This window comes from Nocardioides sp. CF8, from assembly GCF_000389985.1.
Taxonomy (GTDB): domain Bacteria; phylum Actinomycetota; class Actinomycetes; order Propionibacteriales; family Nocardioidaceae; genus Nocardioides; species Nocardioides allogilvus.
On record NZ_CM001852.1, the window covers coordinates 798,084 to 815,269 of the forward strand.

The 17,186-nt window shown below is 70.7% G+C and carries 14 protein-coding genes; 5 read left to right on the forward strand and 9 right to left on the reverse strand.

The features are described from left to right. Positions 1-23: 23 nt before the first annotated feature. Together CF8_RS03945 and CF8_RS03950 are read right to left on the reverse strand one after the other, a co-directional pair. Positions 24-1,163, reverse strand: coding sequence for a DNA recombination protein RmuC (locus CF8_RS03945; protein WP_010831843.1), 1,140 nt, complete (start codon positions 1,161-1,163; stop codon positions 24-26). 145 nt (positions 1,164-1,308) lie between these two features. Beyond that, complete coding sequence (locus tag CF8_RS03950; protein ID WP_010831844.1) at positions 1,309-2,088, reverse strand: exodeoxyribonuclease III; 780 nt, start codon at positions 2,086-2,088, stop codon at positions 1,309-1,311. 187 nt (positions 2,089-2,275) lie between these two features. Between CF8_RS03950 and CF8_RS03955 the strand changes: the two genes are divergently transcribed. Then, the gene (locus CF8_RS03955) at positions 2,276-3,082 is read left to right on the forward strand and encodes a M57 family metalloprotease (RefSeq protein WP_010831845.1); all 807 of its coding nucleotides are present in this window, start codon (positions 2,276-2,278) and stop codon (positions 3,080-3,082) included. A 54-nt stretch (positions 3,083-3,136) separates the two neighbouring features. On the opposite strand, the gene CF8_RS03960 is transcribed toward CF8_RS03955, so the two are convergent. From CF8_RS03960 to CF8_RS03970, 3 genes are all read right to left on the reverse strand, one after another. Then, on the reverse strand, positions 3,137-4,633 hold the full coding sequence (locus CF8_RS03960) for a PH domain-containing protein (RefSeq protein ID WP_010831846.1): 1,497 nt from the start codon (positions 4,631-4,633) through the stop codon (positions 3,137-3,139). Then, entirely contained in the window at positions 4,630-5,154 is a 525-nt protein-coding gene (locus CF8_RS03965; RefSeq protein ID WP_036490168.1) for a PH domain-containing protein, read from the reverse strand. The genes CF8_RS03960 and CF8_RS03965 overlap by 4 nt, the downstream gene beginning before the upstream one ends. Before the next feature lie 117 nt (positions 5,155-5,271). Further along, positions 5,272-6,870, reverse strand: coding sequence for a family 16 glycosylhydrolase (locus CF8_RS03970; protein ID WP_010831848.1), 1,599 nt, complete (start codon positions 6,868-6,870; stop codon positions 5,272-5,274). A gap of 106 nt (positions 6,871-6,976) precedes the next feature. Here CF8_RS03970 and ychF point away from each other — a divergent pair, with 106 nt between their 5' ends. Together ychF and CF8_RS03980 are read left to right on the forward strand one after the other, a co-directional pair. Continuing rightward, positions 6,977-8,053: a redox-regulated ATPase YchF gene (ychF, locus tag CF8_RS03975; protein ID WP_010831849.1), complete on the forward strand. Its 1,077-nt coding sequence runs from the start codon at positions 6,977-6,979 to the stop codon at positions 8,051-8,053. 234 nt (positions 8,054-8,287) lie between these two features. Continuing rightward, positions 8,288-8,587 carry a glutaredoxin domain-containing protein gene (locus CF8_RS03980; protein WP_010831850.1) on the forward strand — a complete coding sequence of 100 codons (300 nt, stop codon included), beginning with the start codon at positions 8,288-8,290 and terminating at the stop codon, positions 8,585-8,587. Here the strand turns inward: CF8_RS03980 and CF8_RS03985 are convergent. The 3 genes from CF8_RS03985 to CF8_RS03995 form a co-directional block, all read right to left on the reverse strand. Continuing rightward, positions 8,584-10,623 carry a hypothetical protein gene (locus CF8_RS03985; protein WP_010831851.1) on the reverse strand — a complete coding sequence of 680 codons (2,040 nt, stop codon included), beginning with the start codon at positions 10,621-10,623 and terminating at the stop codon, positions 8,584-8,586. The genes CF8_RS03980 and CF8_RS03985 overlap by 4 nt on opposite strands. Positions 10,624-10,718: 95 nt before the next feature. Continuing rightward, positions 10,719-11,189 (reverse strand): SRPBCC family protein, encoded by a 471-nt coding sequence (locus tag CF8_RS03990; RefSeq protein ID WP_051204371.1) that lies wholly within the window; start codon positions 11,187-11,189, stop codon positions 10,719-10,721. Positions 11,190-11,210: 21 nt separating this feature from the next. Next, a complete protein-coding gene (locus CF8_RS03995) occupies positions 11,211-12,446 on the reverse strand; it encodes an MFS transporter (protein ID WP_051204373.1) in 1,236 nt (411 codons plus the stop codon). Between the two features lie 85 nt (positions 12,447-12,531). On the opposite strand from CF8_RS03995, the gene CF8_RS04000 reads away from it, so the two are divergent. Together CF8_RS04000 and CF8_RS04005 are read left to right on the forward strand one after the other, a co-directional pair. Continuing rightward, the gene (locus tag CF8_RS04000) at positions 12,532-13,401 is read left to right on the forward strand and encodes a LysR family transcriptional regulator (protein ID WP_036492128.1); all 870 of its coding nucleotides are present in this window, start codon (positions 12,532-12,534) and stop codon (positions 13,399-13,401) included. Further along, the gene (locus CF8_RS04005) at positions 13,398-14,207 is read left to right on the forward strand and encodes an acyl-CoA thioesterase (RefSeq protein WP_010831855.1); all 810 of its coding nucleotides are present in this window, start codon (positions 13,398-13,400) and stop codon (positions 14,205-14,207) included. Before CF8_RS04000 ends, CF8_RS04005 begins: the two co-directional genes overlap by 4 nt. 94 nt (positions 14,208-14,301) lie before the next feature. Here CF8_RS04005 and CF8_RS04010 read toward each other — a convergent pair. After that, positions 14,302-17,186 (reverse strand): S8 family serine peptidase (locus CF8_RS04010; RefSeq protein WP_051204107.1); only part of this gene is annotated, 2,885 nt, incomplete at its 5' end.

A 17,186-nucleotide genomic window follows, 5' to 3' on the forward strand; every position in this document is an offset into this window, starting at 1 on the left:
ATGAACCTGTCAGCCGAGTACACCTAGGCGCGGCGGATCCGCGGCTCGTCCGGGCGGGTCCGGGTGTCGTCGAAGAGCGTCGCCTCGCCCGGACCCGGGGTCGCGACATCTCCCAGCGCCTCGAACTCCGGCGCGCTGAGGCTCCGTGGTGCGTCCTCCACCTGCCGGGGGGCCGGGAGCTCGTCGTCGGTCACCCCGAGGTCGCTGAACTTGCGCGCCGACACCAGCACCCGGCCCTCGAGCGAGCCGACTCCTGCGTTGTAGGCCGCCACCGCGGCGCCCAGGGACCTGCCGACCCGGTCGAGGTGACTGCCCAGGGAGCCGAGCCGCTGGTGGAGCTCGGTGCCGAGGCGGCGTACCTCGGCTGCCTGCGCAGCGAGCGTCTCGTGGGACCAGCCGTGCGCGACCGTGCGGAGCAGCGCGATCAGGGTGGTCGGGGTGGCGAGGATGACGTGCTTGGTCGCGGCGTGCTCGAGCAGGTCGCCCTGGGTCTCCAGCGCCGCGGAGAGGAACGCCTCGGCGGGCACGAACATGACCACGAACTCGGGGGTCTCGTCGAGCGCGCGCCAGTAGGCCTTGCTGCCGAGCTGGTCGACGTGGGTGCGGAGCTGACGCACGTGGCGCTGGAGGTGGGCGTCGCGCTCGTCGTCGTCCTCGCTGCTGGCCGCGTCGAGGAAGGCGTCGAGCGGGACCTTGGAGTCCACCACGATCGACTTGCCGCCGGCGAGGTGCACGATCACGTCGGGTCGCAGGACCCCGTCGTTGAGCTGGGCCTGCTCGGTGAAGTCGCAGCGCGCGACCAGGCCGGCCAGCTCGACGGTGCGCCGGAGGTGGAGCTCGCCCCACCGCCCGCGCACCTGCGGCTTGCGCAGCGCGGAGGACAGGGCGCCGGTCTCGCGGCGCAACGACTCGGTCGTCAGTCGCATGTCGGAGACCTGCTGGCTGAACTGCCCCTGCCAGGTCGCCCGCGCGTGCTCGAGGTCGCGCAGCTGGTCCTGGAGCCGGTCCATGCCCTCGCGCACGACGGCCTGGTCGGCGCCGCGCTGCTCCAGCGCCGCGAGCACGCCCTCGTCGCGCGGGCGGGCGCGGGAGGCCAGCCAGCCCAGGCCGAAGCCGAGCAGCAGGCCCACCGCGAGCATCACCAGGATCGTCAGGATCTCCATGCGTCCGATCATGGACGAGACCACCGACAACGATGGGGATGCGGCGCTTCAGCAACCTGCTGACCAACTCGGCTCGAGCGGCCATGTGGACGCTCGACGTCCACTATTCCGCGGCATTGCCTGGCTTGAGCGTCCATGTGGACGCTCAAGCGAGGTCGACGACCACCGGCGCGTGGTCCGACGGGCTCCCGGTGCCCTGGGCGGGGTCCCGCTCGTCGCGGTCGATGAACGCGCCGGTGACGCGCGAGGCGAGAGCGGGGGAGGCGAGCGCGAAGTCGATCTTCAGCCCGCGGTCGCGCTCGAAGCGCTGGCGGTAGTAGTCCCAGTAGGTGTAGCCGGGCGCGTGCTCGCGGGTCACCTCGACGTAGCCGTCGTCGAGGAAGCCCTGGAACGCCGCCCGCTCCGGCGGCGTCACGTGCGTCGAGTTGCGGAACTGGGCGGGGTCGAAGACGTCCGCGTCGGTGGGGCAGATGTTCCAATCGCCGACCAGGACGGTCTCGGCATCCAGCCACTCGCGGGAGGCGTCACGCAGCCGGGACAGCCAGTCGAGCTTGTAGACGTAGTGGGGGTCGTCGGGCTTGCGGCCGTTGGGGACGTAGAGCGACCAGATCCGCACTCCGCCGCACGTGGCGCCGATCGCGCGGGCCTCGGCGGCCAGCGGGTCGCCGTACCCGGGCATGGCGTCGAAGCCGACCGTGACGTCCTCGAGCCCGACGCGCGAGATGAGGGCGACCCCGTTCCACTGGTTGAGGCCGGCGACGGCGACGTCGTAGCCGCGCGCCTGGAGGCCCATCAGCGGGAGCTGGTCCTCGCGCGCCTTCGTCTCCTGGAGAGCGAGTACGTCGATGCCGTGCCGGTCCAGGAAGGCCTCGACGCGATCGATGCGGGAGCGGAGGGAGTTGACGTTCCAGGTCGCGATGCGCACCGGCCCACCCTAGGAGGCTTCGGCCCCGGGGCTGGAAGTGGCCAGAAGATTTTGCGGCCGAAGCCCTTTACACGGGCGATCCTGTTAGGGCAGGTTCACTTCACGCACTGTTCTCGGGAGGAAGTGCAGCAGCAGGATCCCCGGGCGGAGTGTGCTCTCATCACGACCACCCCCACAGGAGATCCACATGCAGCGCACCCGTCTCGGGCAGCTCGCTCTCGCGTCAGCCGCCCTCATGGCCCTCACCGCAGCGGCTCCGGCCATCGCGGCGACCGAGAGCGACATCCCGTCGTTCTCGCAGTTCCAGTCGCAGACCTACCGCGACACCGACCAGCAGTACATCGTCAACGGCGACGAGCCCGTCCAGACCACGGGCGACCTCAAGTCGTTCTACGACCGGCTGGTCGGACCGGAGAGCACCCACGAGGACGGCCTGGTCGTGAACACCGTCGGCGGCGTCGACGACAAGTGGTCCGACGCGCAGGTCCGCAACCTGACCTACTGCGTGAGCACCAAGTTCGGCTCGCGCTACACCGACGTCGTCAACGCGATGACCAGCGGTGCCGCCCTGTGGGAAGCGGCCTCCGCGGCCGACTACGTCCACGTGTCGTCGCAGGACTCCAGCTGCAACACGCGCAACAAGTCCGTGGTCTTCTCGGTCGAGCCCGTCGCGACGACGCAGTACATCGCCCGCGCGTTCTTCCCGAGCACGCCCAAGCGCTCGCGCAACGTCCTGATCGACGACTCCATCTGGACGTCGGGTTCGTGGACGCCGACCAACATCATCGGTCACGAGCTCGGCCACACCCTGGGCTTCCGCCACGAGCACACGCGCCCGGAGTCCGGCACCTGCTTCGAGGACAACAACTGGCGCCCGCTGACGCCCTACGACTCGGCGTCGATCATGCACTACCCGCAGTGCAACGGGTCGAGCGACGACCTGAGCATGACGGCGGCCGACCGCCAGGGAGCCGCAGCTCTCTACGGCGCCTGATCCACCCAGACCCACGAGAGCCCCTCCTGTCCCGAGCAGGAGGGGTTTTCGTGCTCAGGACAGCCAGGGGGAGAGCACTCCCGGCGTCGACGCATCGGCCAGGCGGATCGCCGCGGTGAGCGGGATGTCGCGCGCGACGACCCGCTCGGCGCCGGCCGCGGTGGTCGCGACGAGGGTGGCCAGGGCGAGGCGTCGCTGGAACCACGACTGCTGCACCACCCAGCCGATGATGCCGTCGTGCTCGAGCACGGTGCGCACCCGAGTCAGCTCGCCGCTGCCGACGACCAGGTGCTCGGGCGTCGTCGCGTGGCCGAGATGCCTGTACGCCGACTCGCCGCTCACCGCAGCGAAGGCGAGCGCCACCACGCCCACGACCACGGGCAGCCACGTCGGGACAGCGAGCCACAGTGATGCGACCAGCGGGATCGCGGTGACCAGGAGTGCTCCCCACAGCTGCCGGATCCACGCGCGCCGGCGGGCGGCCGGACCGTGCTGTGTGAGCGCGACCGACATCGGCTCGTGGGTCTCGAGGACGTCGGCGCCCACGGACGTGGCCACCGACCGGGGGCAGGGCGGCAGGATCGCGGTCACCCCGCCGGAGCCGACGCCGGTGGCCAGCGTGGCCAGCTCGGCGCCGCCGACGAGTCGCAGCAGCACCGGCTCCTTCATCTCGACGCCGCGCACGCGCTTCTCCTCGACGGTGATCGAGCGGGTCGTGAACAGGCCGGCGGTGAGCTGCAGCGAGCCGGCCTCGCGCGTGAGCCGCATGTTCCACCACTGCACGACATAGCCGGTCACGGCGACCATGATCCAGCTCACGAGTGCGCCGATGACCAGCCCGGCGATCACGAGCGAGAGCGCGAACTGGGCGACCCAGTGCCACGCCGACTCGGCCGTGTCCGCCACTGGCAGCTGGTCGCCGAACTGCGACAGGGCACCCACGGCCGCGGCGACGACGACGAGCCGGGCCAGGCTGAACGGCGCGAACCTGAGCCATGCCCAGTCGATCTCGGCGAGCACGCGCGCGGGTTCGCCGGTGCGTACGCCGCCGGGCGTCGCGACCTCGTCGGCGCCGGCCGGCAGTGTGTCGGCGTCCGCGGGCACCGTCACGGGAGCTCTCCTCGAGAGCAGGAAAGCGCGCAGGTCGGCGGCCTCGCGGACGGTGAGCGAGTCGAGCGTGATCCGGTCGTCGTCGACGCCGGTGCCGATCTGGACCTTGGTCAGGCCGACGAGCCGGTGGAGCAGCGAGGCCTCGAGGTCGACGCTGCGGACGCGGTCGAGCGGGGCGGTCTTGGACTTCTTGTTCAGCAGCCCGCTGCGGGTCTGGAACTGGGTGTCGGTGGTCCGGTAGAAGGTGGTGAGCCATGGGAGCACACCGAAGACCACGGCGCCGAGGGCGACGACCGGCACGGCCCACCACGGCATCGCGCGATCCCCCGAGCTGATCCCGACGAGCGCGATCGCAGCGGGGAAGGCGAACTGGCCGAGCACCTTGACGGGGTCGATCAGCAGGTTGCGCGCCGACAACCGCTGCCAGTCGGGCTCGCTCATGTCGCGTCGCCCTCGCTCGCGCCCGTGATCTCGGTGAGCTCGTGCACGAGCCGGCGGGCGACGTCGCGGTCGAGGCAGTCGATGGTGATCGGGCCCGCCGCCGACGCGGTGGTGACGGTCAGCGACGCGAGCCGGAACATCCGCATCAGAGCGCCCTGGGTCGAGTCGACCGTCTGCACGCGGCTCAGGGGGGCGATCCTGCTGTCGATGCGCAGCCAGCCGGCGCGGGTGTGGATCGCGGTCGGGGTGATCTCCCAGCGGTGGATGCGGAACCTCAGCTGGGGCATCACCGCCACGTGGGCCAGTGGCAGCACGAGCGCGAGCACCAGGGCCGGGACGGCCCACCACGGCCGCCCGGGCCCTTCGGACACCGCGGGCACGGCGAAGGCGAACAGCGAGATCGCGATGATCCACTCGACCACGGCGCCGATCAGCGCGCTCACCCGCCAGTAGGTCACGGCGCGGGGGGAGACCTGGTGGGCGGGCTCGCGCAGGTCCACGGAACCGCTCACCGCACTCATGCGCCCACTCGCGTGGCTTCGGGCGCACACGAGGCACGAGGGGCACTGCGCTGGCTGGTCCGCTGGCTCATGCGGTGAGCCTACGAGGCCGGTCGGCCCGCGCGGTGGCACGCGGCGTCAGTCCGCGATCGTCCAGGTCGTGTCGGTCGTCGGTCCCAGGACGGTGCGCAGCTCTCGGGTGTACGTCGCGAAGCCGCTCGCCGCGTCGAGCGAGTGCGTCTCCGTGGCACCGCCGGCGTCCCGGTCGATGAGGACCAGGTCGGCCCGGCCGTCACCGTTGTCGTCCGCGGCGGTGGCGACCCAGGACGAGTCGAGCGCGGGGGCGGCGGTCGTCGTCTGCGCCAGCCAGGACGTGAACTGCGTCCGGGCGTCGAGCACGTGCACCGCGGTGTTGGCGCCGGCCTGGGTGTCGACGAGGTAGAGGTCGTCACGGCCGTCGAAGTTGTAGTCCCCGGCAGCCATGCGCCAGCGGTCGCGGGGCAGGGGGGGCACCGGCAGGTCGACGTCGATGAGCCGGGTCTGGAAGTCGGTGTCGGCGTCCAGCACGGTCAGGTGGGCGGTGTCGCCGTTCCTGTTCGAGAGGAGGTAGAGGTCGTCACGGCCGTCGCCGTCGGCGTCACCCGCGAGGAACCGGGTCCGCCCCAGCCCACCGCGTCGCTCGACGATGGTCGCGTGGTTGAGGGAGGTGTGCAGGTAGTTGCCACCGTCGAGCACCTGCACCTGCGCCGTGTCGCGTCCCGCCATCCGGATCGCGTAGACGTCCGTGGCGAGGTCGCCGTCGTAGTCGCCGCCGGTGAAGCGCCACCCGCGTCCTTCGATCGGCAGCGGGGTCTGGTTGGAGTAGATCGCATAGCCCGAAGCCGCGCTGAGCACGTGGGCCTCGGCCCCGGCCTCGGTCTCCCGGATCGCGGTCAGGTCGGCCGGGACCCCCGAGGGCACGCGCCCGACGACCTCGACGGTCACCGCATCGACGTACATCGAGGGCGTGGTCGACGTCTCGCCACAGGTGGGCTGCTGCTCGTCGGGACAATTGCGCTTGTTCTGCAGGCGCAGGTGCTCGGCGGACACGGGCGCGTGCGGGGTCGACCAGGTCTCGACACCGTCGACGAAGTAGCGCGTCGGCGCTGGCGCCTCGGCTGCCGGGTCCTGGCCGGGCGGCTGGTAGGTGAACTCGACGGCGTAGGTGTGCCAGGCGTCCATGTCGCGCGGATAGCGATCACCGGCGCACTCGACCTCACCGATCGGCGGGGCGTAGCGCCAGTAGTAGGCCACCTGGACCCGGCTGCACTGCTTCTGGTCACCCCAGCTCTCGACGACGTCGATCTCGCCGGCGCGCTGGAGGTCGTTGGTGCGCAGCCAGAAGGAGGTGTGCACCCCGGTCTCGCGCGGCATCTTCAAGGTGGCGCTGACGCGGTAGGTCGTCCCGGGCTCGAAGGGCACCTCGGTGGCGTACTCGAGGTGCGCCTCGGGGCGCAGCTCGACGACCGTGCGCCCGTCCACGCTGGCCTGGGTCACCTTGTCGGCGGTCGACGACGAGACGTGCGTCCAGCGATCGGCGTACGGCGCGTCGAACCCGTCGGCGAAGACCTGGCTCGGCGCCGTGACCGCGACGTCGCTGGTCACGGGCACAGCCGGGACCTCGAGGGCCGGGACACCGGTGGCCGTCGAGGGCAGCATGGAGACGAGCACGAGCAGCTCTTGGAGCCAGGAAGGCATGGGTCCTTGGGAGGTCACGGCGCGGAAGGGACACCACGATTGAACAAGGCCGGGCCAAAGGCGTCGAATCGCTGCGGCCTCCCGCGCGGCCGTAGACTCCCGGCCCGTGGCTCTCACCATCGGTATCGTCGGACTCCCCAATGCGGGCAAGTCGACCCTCTTCAACGCCCTGACCAAGAACGACGTGCTTGCGGCGAACTACCCGTTCGCCACGATCGAGCCCAACGTCGGCGTCGTCGGTGTCCCCGACGAGCGGCTCGCGAAGCTCGCCGAGGTCTTCGGGTCGGCCAAGCTGCTGCCCGCGACCGTCGAGTTCGTCGACATCGCCGGCATCGTCGCCGGCGCCTCGCAGGGCGAGGGCTTGGGCAACAAGTTCCTCTCGCACATCCGCGAGTCCTCGGCGATCTGCCAGGTCACGCGTGTCTTCCGCGACGAGGACGTCACCCACGTCGACGGTGAGGTCAACCCGGCCTCCGACATCGGCACCATCCAGACCGAGCTGATCCTGGCCGACATCCAGACCGTGGAGAAGTCGATCCCGCGGCTGGAGAAGGAGGTGCGCGGCGACAAGTCGAAGGGCGCCGTGCTCGACGCCGCGCGCGAGGCGTTGACCGCGCTCGAGGGTGGGACGCCGATCATCGACACGAAGATCGACCGCGAGCTCCTCCGCGAGCTGTCGCTGCTGACGGCCAAGCCGTTCATCTTCGTCTTCAACTGCGACGCCGACGAGCTGTCGGATTCCGACCTCCTCGCGAAGATGCAGGCTCTCGTGGCACCCGCCGAGGCGATCTTCCTCGACGCGAAGTTCGAGTCCGAGCTCGTGGAGCTCGGCTCCGACGAGGAGGCGCACGAGATGCTCGCCGAGATGGGGATCACCGAGTCGGGGCTCGACCAGCTCGCGCGCGTCGGCTTCGACACCCTCGGCCTGCAGACCTACCTGACCGCCGGCCCCAAGGAGACGCGGGCCTGGACGATCAGGAAGGGCGCCACCGCGCCCGAGGCGGCCGGTGTCATCCACACCGACTTCCAGAAGGGCTTCATCAAGGCCGAGATCGTGTCCTTCGACGACCTGATGGCCGTCGGCACCATGCAGAAGGCCAAGGAAGCCGGCAAGGTGCGCATCGAGGGCAAGGACTACGTGATGGTCGACGGCGACGTCGTGGAGTTCCGCTTCAACGTCTGAGGGTTTCGGCCCTCCGGATGAAACTCCACGCACAGGCGTGGAGATTCAGCGCCTGAGCCGGTTGGACCCCTGAAACTCCACGCGTCTGCGTGGACCTTCATGAGGCGTACGGCGCTAGCGTGGCGCTCATGATCACCGCGCTCCACCGGGGCGTCGGCCTGCGGGTCCCCGGCGCCGACGACATGCTGCTCTACCAGCCGCGGCACGCCATGGCCTACGACGTCGGCCACTGAGGTGTTCGGTCACCGCCCCACCTCCGTCTCCGCCGCCGAGGGTGCGCGGGCTGCCGCGGAGGGCCAGGTCGTCATCTACTGGCGCAAGGGCTGCCCCTTCACCAAGCGACTGCGGCTCGTCCTGGGCAAGCGCGGAGCCGCCGCCGTGTGGGTCGACATCTGGGCGGACGCCGACGCAGCGGCGTACGTCAGGAGCGTCAACGACGGCAACGAGACCGTCCCGACAGTCGTGATCGACGGTGAGCCGCACACCAACCCGGCTCCGAGGCTCGTCGTCGCGGCGTTGTCCCGCCAGGCCTAGAGACTGGTGGGCGGCCAGGGCTCTCGTCTGGCCCGCTGTCTCGGGTCGAGGCGTTCCAACACGTTGGCCACCAGGTCCGGAAGCATGCCGATCAAGAGGCAGACAGCCGCCACCACGAGGAACACCGGCGCGTCTGAGCGCCGCATGTGTGACGCGGGAGCGACCAGCGCCCAGACCAGCATGATCAATGCGAGCATCCCGAACCCGAGGCCGGCAAACCCGATCACGTTGCGAACCCTGAGCAACCAGCCCGGTCTGCGCAACCACGGTCGATGCAACCTGTCGCCCAACCGAGCGGCGAATTCCTCAGCAATGTCGAGGCCCGGTCCGTTGCCGCGAATCGTTGTGCTTCCCTGAGAGGTCGTGATCCGCAGACGCCACCAGTGCCCACCGATCATGGGTCCGAAGGTTGCGGCCACGACATCGTCGAGAGGCACCTCCGTCGACTGTCCCTCCAGGTCACCGGCGTTGACAGCGGACATGCGCTCCTGGAAGGCCGTGCCATCCATCGCGTGGCGCACGTCGGTCCTGACTCCTTGCGCGTAGGTCACGGGGAACAGTCGCAGAGCCTGGGTGGAGAGCACTGCCTCGGCGGTTCGAAGGCCTTGGTAGGCATGGAAGGCAAGGATGGACTGCTCTCCGTCGGGCGCGACTCCCTCCCCGAGCCACAGCGGGTCTTCAAGGCCCACACCTTGGGCATGGAGCCAATCGCGGAGGGCGCCGAGCCCCCTGCCGGCACCGAACTCCGCCAAGGCGTGTTGCACCACCCCTTCGACGGCCAGGACCCGGCCTTGTTCGTCGATCAGGCATGTCCCGAACGGCCACTGCCAGATGGTTTGACCTGCCCCTCCATCGAGGAGCGCGACCGAGGTGGCAGCTGTCAGGACCTCGTCGAGGACGGGCTTCACAGGCGTCGGCTCTTCGCCTGCTTCTGTCGGCGTGCTGGTGAGCACGGCCGCCAAGGTGTCGGCCCACCCGTCCTCGACCAGACCCAGGATCGTCTCCAGGGTCGCCGGATGAGTGTGTCCGGTCGCACGGTCGGCTGCGACCAAAGCAGCTGCCAGGGTTTGACGCCATCGTGGAACGGAGACGGAAGCAGGGTGCTCCTCCCAGTTCGTCGGCTCGAGCGCCAGCTCGTCCGCGTCGACGAGCGTCGATGCGAGATCGGCCTCATAGCGGCGCACGTCCTGGAGCAGGGTGATGGACGGATCGCCACCCGGGCGTGCGTCAAAGGTCACGAGGGCATGACTCTCGCAAGCGGTGAGGAAGGAGCGCAGTCCGGTGAACGGCTCCGGGTGCCAGAATCGAGCAGCCATCGCTGGAGCCAGCCACAGTCCGCAGACGTGTTGCCACGATTCCTCAACCGCATCGAGCACCTGCGCGGTCTGCCGCCACGTCGATCCACGCTGACCGCGCAAGCTGTCGACCCACGCGTGGGTCGCCTCCTGGAAGTCGGCGGCGGCAACATCGATGCGATGCAGAAGCATTCTGCTCGCCCGTGAATCCTTGCCATCGCGATAGCGCAGGGCGCCGCCAAGCCCCGAGGCCAGGAGCCATCGCGCCCGTCGCGTCGACGGGTGCGCATCGAGTTCTGCGAAGACCTTCGCGTCGGTCACCAGAGCGGCCAGCTCGTCGCGCTGCAGGAACATGAGGAAGGGAAGGCCGATGGTCAGCGTCCCGTCCGCTACGCCGACTCCGGCATGTGGGGCCAGACGCACCTCGGGGCGGTATCCGGGCGCCACCGACTCCATCCACCGGGCGAAGCGCTCGGCATCGACGGGACTGAGTGGGATCGTGGATCTGTCGACCCCCTTGGACCGAGGCACGAACCGACTCGCGTTGTAGACGAGCGAGACGGTGGCCGCAGCTCCGAGCAATGCGTACCAACGCAGTTCATCGCCCCAGACCAGCACCGCGATCGTGAGTCCGAGAGTGACGAAGGGCATCAGCACTGCAGTCGCCAACGACACGACCCAGGCACGAGACAGTTGTCGCGCAGCCGCAGTCACGGCACGGCTCGGCTGGTTGGTCTCCACGATCGTCCCCGATCACGCGTTGATGGTCAGCGTCGAGGTCCTGTGTCGCCAGGTCCCAGCGATCTCGACGGGCAGATGGATGGGACGGCAGACCCTCAGGCCTCTGCCGCAGCCTTGATTGCCTCGAGCGTCTCGCGCATGCCGGCGAGCTGGCTCTCGGTGAACGCGTCCTGCCCACCCATGAAGCCGTCGGTGAGCTCGCGCGACAGCTCCGAGAGACCGTCGGGCAGCTCGCGGCGCTGGGTCAGGAGGGTGCCGGCGTCGGTCGCGGAGAGCAGGAACGACCAGATCGCCCAGTTCTCCTCGACCCGGAACGCCACCTCTGACTCCGGCGAGAACTTCACGACCTCCGCGTGCGTGGTCCACTCCAGCTCGCCGTGGATGTTGCGGTTGGTGAACTGCGTGCCCTGCTCCACGGTCTCGAAGCCGCTGCGCAGCCGGGTCGAGGTGACCTGCGGGCTCCAGTCGGGCATGCGGCAGACGTCGCTGACCAGGGGCCAGACGTGGGCGACGGGAGCGGAGATCTCGACGCTCTGCTCGAGCAGGGGGCGGATGTCATTCGTCACGACCAGCACCCTAGCGATCCGTCACGCGACGAGGGGGCGGGTCACCCGAAGTCGCAGGGCGAGGGCGCCGGTGACGGCGAGCAGCGAGACGGTCAGGGCGACCACGCCCGGCCAGCCGACGCTGCTCCACACGGTGGCGCCGAGGCTGCCGAAGACGGACGCGCCGAGGTAGTAGGTGAACGTGTAGAGCGACGCCGCCTGCCCGGCGCTCACCCCGCCCGCGTGCGCCCGCGCAGGCACCCAGCCGCTCGCCACGCCGTGCACGGCGAAGAAGCCGATGACGAGCAGCGAGAGCCCGGCGACCAGCACCGGCAACGACGACGACAAGGTGAGTACGGCGCCCGCGACCGCGACGACGGACCCGATCGGCAGCACGGCCCGGCGCCCGATCCGGTCGGCCAGTCGCCCGAAGGTCGCGGCGCTGACCGTACCGAGCGGATAGACGAGGAACACCAGGCTGGCGGCGCCGAGACCGAGGTTGAACGGCGCTGCCTCCAGCCGGAAGCCGACCACGTTGAGCATCGACACCATCGCTCCGACCGAGCAGCCGCCGATGACGTAGAGCCCGACGAGGGCCCGGTCGGCGACCGCGCGTCGCGCCATGGCGAGCATCGTCCGGGCGCCGGTGGGGGCAGGGGAGAAGTGGCGGGAGTCGGGGAGCAGGCGGCGTACGGCGACGGCGCAGACGAGCGCGAGCAGTGCTGCCGCGCCGAGAGACCAGCGCCAGCCGGCGAGCTCGGCGGTGTAGCCCGTGACCAGCCGGCCGGCCATGCCACCGAGCGCGGTGCCGCCGATGTAGAGCCCAGCCGCGCGCGCGTGGGTGGAGCGGTGCAGCTCCTCGCGGAGGTAGGCCGTCGCCACCGCCGGCAGCCCGGCGAGCGCGACGCCCATCAGGCAGCGCATGACCAGCAGCGAGGTCCAGGTCGGGGCGAGGGCGCAGCCCACGGCGCAGACGACCGAGAGCGCCATCGACAGGTGGATCAGCCGGGTCCGGCCGATCACGTCGGAGAGCGGGCCGACGACGAGCAGGGCCACACCGAGGGAGAGGGTCGCCAGCGAGAGCGTCAGGGTCGTCTGCGTGGACGAGACCTCGAAGCGGGTCGCGAGCTCCGGCAGGATCGCCTGGGTGCTGTAGAGCAGCTCGAAGGTCGCGAGCCCCGCGGCGAAGAGCGCCAGCACGACGCGGCGGTAGCCGACCGAGCCGGGGAGGTGGCCGAGGTCCAGGACGGGTGGCGGGGTGATGGCGGGAGCAGACATGACCACACGAGTGTGCGCCGAGAAGAGTCATGCGTCCAATGTCAGGAACGGCTTAGAGTCATGCGAAATGCGTATGATCCTCAGCATGCAGATCCGCGACCTGGAATGGCTGCTCGCCGTGGCCGAGCAGGAGCACGTCACCGACACCGCCGCAATCCTCGGGATCACCCAGCCCACCTTGTCGCGCGCGCTGGCGAGGGTCGAGCACGAGCTCGGGGCCAGGCTGTTCGAACGCGCCGCCGACGGTGTGCACCTCACGCCGATCGGCCAGACCGTCGCGCGCGGCGCACGGGAGGTCGTCGCCCGGCACGACCAGCTCCTGGCGGACGTGCGCGGTGAGCTCGACCCGGAGTCGGGCGTCGCCCGGCTGGCCTTCCTCGACTCGATGGCGACCTCGCTGGTCCCGCAGCTCCTGCGTGAGTTCCACGCCGTCGCCCCGAGGGTGCGGGTGCTGCTGAGCCAGGAGCCCGCCCACGAGCTCGAGGCGGACCTCGCCCGCGGCGCCGTCGACCTCGCCATCACGTCGGTCCGCCCGGCCGGCCACGGCTGGCACCTGCTCCAGGAGGAGCGGCTGGTCGTCGCCGTACCCCCCACGCACCGGCTGGCCGGACGCTCGCGGCTGCGCCTCGCCGACCTCGCGGGTGAGGACCTGGTGACCACTCCGCCGGGCTACGGCTTCCGCACGCTCGTCGACGGGCTGCTCCGGGAGGCGGGCGTGGCGCTCGAGGTGTCCTTCGAGAGCCAGGACCTCGCGACCATCGAGGGGCTCGTGGCGGCCGGGCTCGGGGTGGCGATCGTGCCCGAGGCGATCGTGGGGCAGTCCGGCACCCACGGTGTCCAGATCGTCGGGTCGCCAGGCGCACGTCGCGCGATCGGCCTCACCTGGCGCACCGACCGGCAGCTGCCGCCCGCCGCCGAGCGACTTCGGGAGTCGATCACTAGGCTCGCGCCATGAACCAGATCGAGTGGGACGACCACATCGCCGTCACCGACCGGGGCGACGGTGAGTTCGCCGCAGAGCTCCACGACGGCTGGGTCGTCGGCGCGGGCGTCAACGGCGGCTACCTCCTGGCCACCATCGGAAACGCCCTGAGCCGGGTGGCGCCCGGCAAGCCCGACCCGATCTCCGTCAGCGCCTACTACCTCTCCGCGTCGCGCCCCGGTCCGGCGACCGTGTCGACCCGGGTCGTGCGCGACGGTGGCAGCATCGCCACCCTCGCGGCCGAGCTGACGCAGGGAGGCGACGCTCGCATCACCGCGCTGGCGACGTACGGCGACCTCGACCGTGTCCCCGACGACATCCGCACCACCGCGAAGCCGCCGGTGATGGCCCCGCTCGAGGAGTGCGTGCCCAGCTCGATGGCACCGCCGGAGGTGCTCGCCAACGCCAAGCTGCTCGGGCGCTTCGACATGCGCTTCGACCCCTCGTGCATCGGGTGGGCCGTCGGCAAGCCGTCCGGCGACGGCGTGATCTCGGCCTGGTTCCGCCTCAACGGCGAGCGCGACCCGGACCCCATCGAGCTGCTGATGGTGCTCGACGCCCTGCCGCCGGTGACCTTCGACCTCGGCATGCCCGGCTGGGCGCCGACGCTCGAGCTGACCGCCCACGTGCGCGCGAAGCCCGCGCCGGGGTGGCTGCGCGTCACGCACCGCACCCGCAACATGGCGGGCGGGATGTTCGAGGAGGACTGCGAGGTGTGGGACTCCGCAGACCGCCTCGTCGCGCAGAGCCGGCAGCTCGCGCGTCAGCCGCGCCCCTGACCGCGGTCACCAGCCAGGCAGGTCACTCCCGGGAATGCCGAACGGGCGTGGCCCCCGAGGGAGCCACGCCCGTCCGGCGATCGTGCTGATCAGGTCACGGCGCGGAGACCGTCACGTAGGTCGGCGCCAGGGCCCCGTCGTACTCCAGGACACCGAGGTAGCGACCGGCCTCCAGGCCGGACCAGACGGCGTCGAACGACGTCGCCTCGCCCTGGGTGACCGCGACCGGGTCGGGCTCGGCGTGGAAGGTGCCGAGACCGGTGCCACCGACGACGTACTCGTCGTAGGTGGTCGCGATGCTGGTCTCGCCCGGGGCCGCGGCGTAGCCGTTGACGACGACGAGGTAGGACGCGGCGACCGGGTTGAGCAAGGTCACCGTCTCGTCCGCTGAACCTGTGGCCGACTGGCCCGCCAGTGCCACCGGCGTGCCGGCGGCGTTGAGGCGGTAGACGAACAGGTCGAGGTCGGCCGCGTCGTTGGCTGCGTCGGCCACGAAGCGGGCGGCCTTGGTGCCGCCCGGCACGACGACCGTGCGCTCGTAGTCCTCGCCGACGGCGGTGCTGCGCTCCACCGTCGTGGCCTTGGCCAGACCGGTCGGGCGGACGTCGAGCTCACCGGTGTAGCCGGCGGTGATGTCGACGGTGGCACGGCCGTCGGTTCCGGTGCCCGCCACCGTGGCGGGTGCCTTGACCGAGACGGGACGCAGTGCCACGGGCATCCGGACCGTGGTGGGACCGGTCAGGGTGACGAAGCCCGTCGCGAACTTGGCGAGCGGGGCGTCGGTGCGGGTGAAGGTGAAGGTGACCGCGACCTGCTCGCCGGCGGACCCGATGGTCACCGACGGCTTGTCCGTCGTGACCGAGAAGCCGGGCACGGTGGCCTCGACGCTCCACGTGCCGGCACGCAGACCGGTGAACGTGCGCGTGATGCTGGTGCTGGCGGCCACCTGGCCCTGGGCGATCGAGGGCACGTTGAGGGCGTTGGCCGCGATCGGCTCGACGCCGTCGATCGGGAAGCCCTGACCCTCGACGAAGCTCAGCCACTCGTCCTCGTTGGAGGTGACGACGAGACCCGGGTCGAAGAACCTGGTCGGGTCGACGTGGCCGGCGCCCTGGGCGAACGGGTCCTGGTGGGCGCTGCCGTCGGCCTTCTTGAGGTCGTATGAAGTCGTCATCATGGCCGATTTGACGGTCATCGGCGTCCACTGCGGGTTGACCCCGAAGATGAAGGCCGCGAGACCGGCGACGTGCGGGCTCGACATCGACGTGCCGGAGTAGAGGTCGAAGTCACGACCCTGTCCCGACGGCGGGGCGACCGCGGCCAGCACGCTGGCACCGGGAGCCGCGATGTCGGGCTTGATGACGTCGGAGTCGCTCGCCTTGGCGGGGCCACGCGAGGAGAAGCCGGCGATCTGCGGAACCACGGTCGGCGAGCCGCCGGTGGTGTCGCCCGACTCGAAGGAGGCGGTGGCGCCGGCGGTCGCGGCGTAGGCCTTGATCGCGGGGGCCGCCACGTGGTCGAGGTGGACGGTCGGTACGGCGTGGAAGTCGGCGTCGAGGCTGCCGGGCGTGATGTTGACCAGGATCATCCCCACACCGCCGGCCTGCTTGACCGCGGAGCTCTTGGCGACCCGGTCGTAGACGCCGCGGTCGCAGACGACGACCTTGCCCGTGACCTGGGCCGGGTCGAGGCTGCCGGGCGCGCACAGGCGGACCTCGTCGGCGGTGGCCGGGGCGAGACCGGCGGCGGTCGAGTTGACGAGCGGGGTGCTGGCCAACGGCGTGCCGTTGATCGAGGCGCCCTTGTGCTTCGCACCGTTGCCGAGCACAGCCGTGTTCTCGAACACGGCGTGGGTCGCCGCGGCCACCGTGGTGATCCACGGGCTGTTGTGCGCGACCGTGGAGGCCGTCGGTCCGCTGTTGCCGGCCGAGGCGGCGACGAAGACGCCCGCTGCCGCAGCACCCAGGAAGGCGAACTCGACCGCGTCGACGACCGTGGTGGTCGCGCCGGAGATCGAGTAGTTGATGACGTCCACGCCGTCGGTCACGGCGTCGTCGACGGCGGCGAGCGTCGAGGAGGTGTAGCAGCCACCGGTGTTGGGGTCGGTGTCGTTGAAGCACACCTTGTAGGCGGCGATCTTGGCCGCGGGAGCCATGCCGCTCACGGTGCCGAAGTCACGTCCCTCGACCGAGGCCGAGACGCCGAAGTTGCCGGCGGCGGTGCTGGCGGTGTGGCTGCCGTGGCCGTCGCCGTCACGGGTGGAGATGAACTCGTTGGCGTCGCGCTTGTCGACCGGGACGCTGGCAACGAACGCATCGGCGTAGTAGCGGGCACCGATCAGCTTCTGGTTGCAGTCGTTGACCTCCCAGTCCTCGCCGGTCTCGCACTCGCCGCGGAACTGGCTGCCGTCGGCCTTGTTCATGAAGGTCGTGCGGCCCGAGCGGTAGGGGGTGAACTTCCCCTCTGCCCGGCTCTTCAGCTTGGGACCGGCGAACGACGCCGACTCGGGCCAGATGCCGCTGTCGAGGATGCCGACGACGACGCCCTTCCCGGCGTTGGCCACGCCGCCCTGGGCGGCCCACTGGCCGCCCGTGCCGGTGCCCGAGCGGGACTCCAGGCCGAGGAAGCGCGGGGTGTTCCAGGTGTCGAGCTCGAAGGCGGTGTCCTCGACCAGGGTCAGCACCTCGCGCTGGCCGGCGAGCTCCGCCGCCTGCTTCGCGGTGAGCTGCGCGGTGAAGGAGTTGGACGCGATCGTGGTCTGCGAGAACACGTCGGCCCCCACGGCGTCGGCGATCCGGCTCTGCTCGCGCTCGAGGAAGCGCGAGTACTGCGCGACCTTGTCGGAGCGGGCGTTGAACTTGTTGCCCGAGCGGGCCTGGGTGGCCGCGAGGCCGTCGACGCCGCCCTCGTAGCGGGTCGCGCCGGGCAGGCGGAGCATCACGATGTAGCGACCAGCGCCGAGCGCCTGCTCGGGGGCCG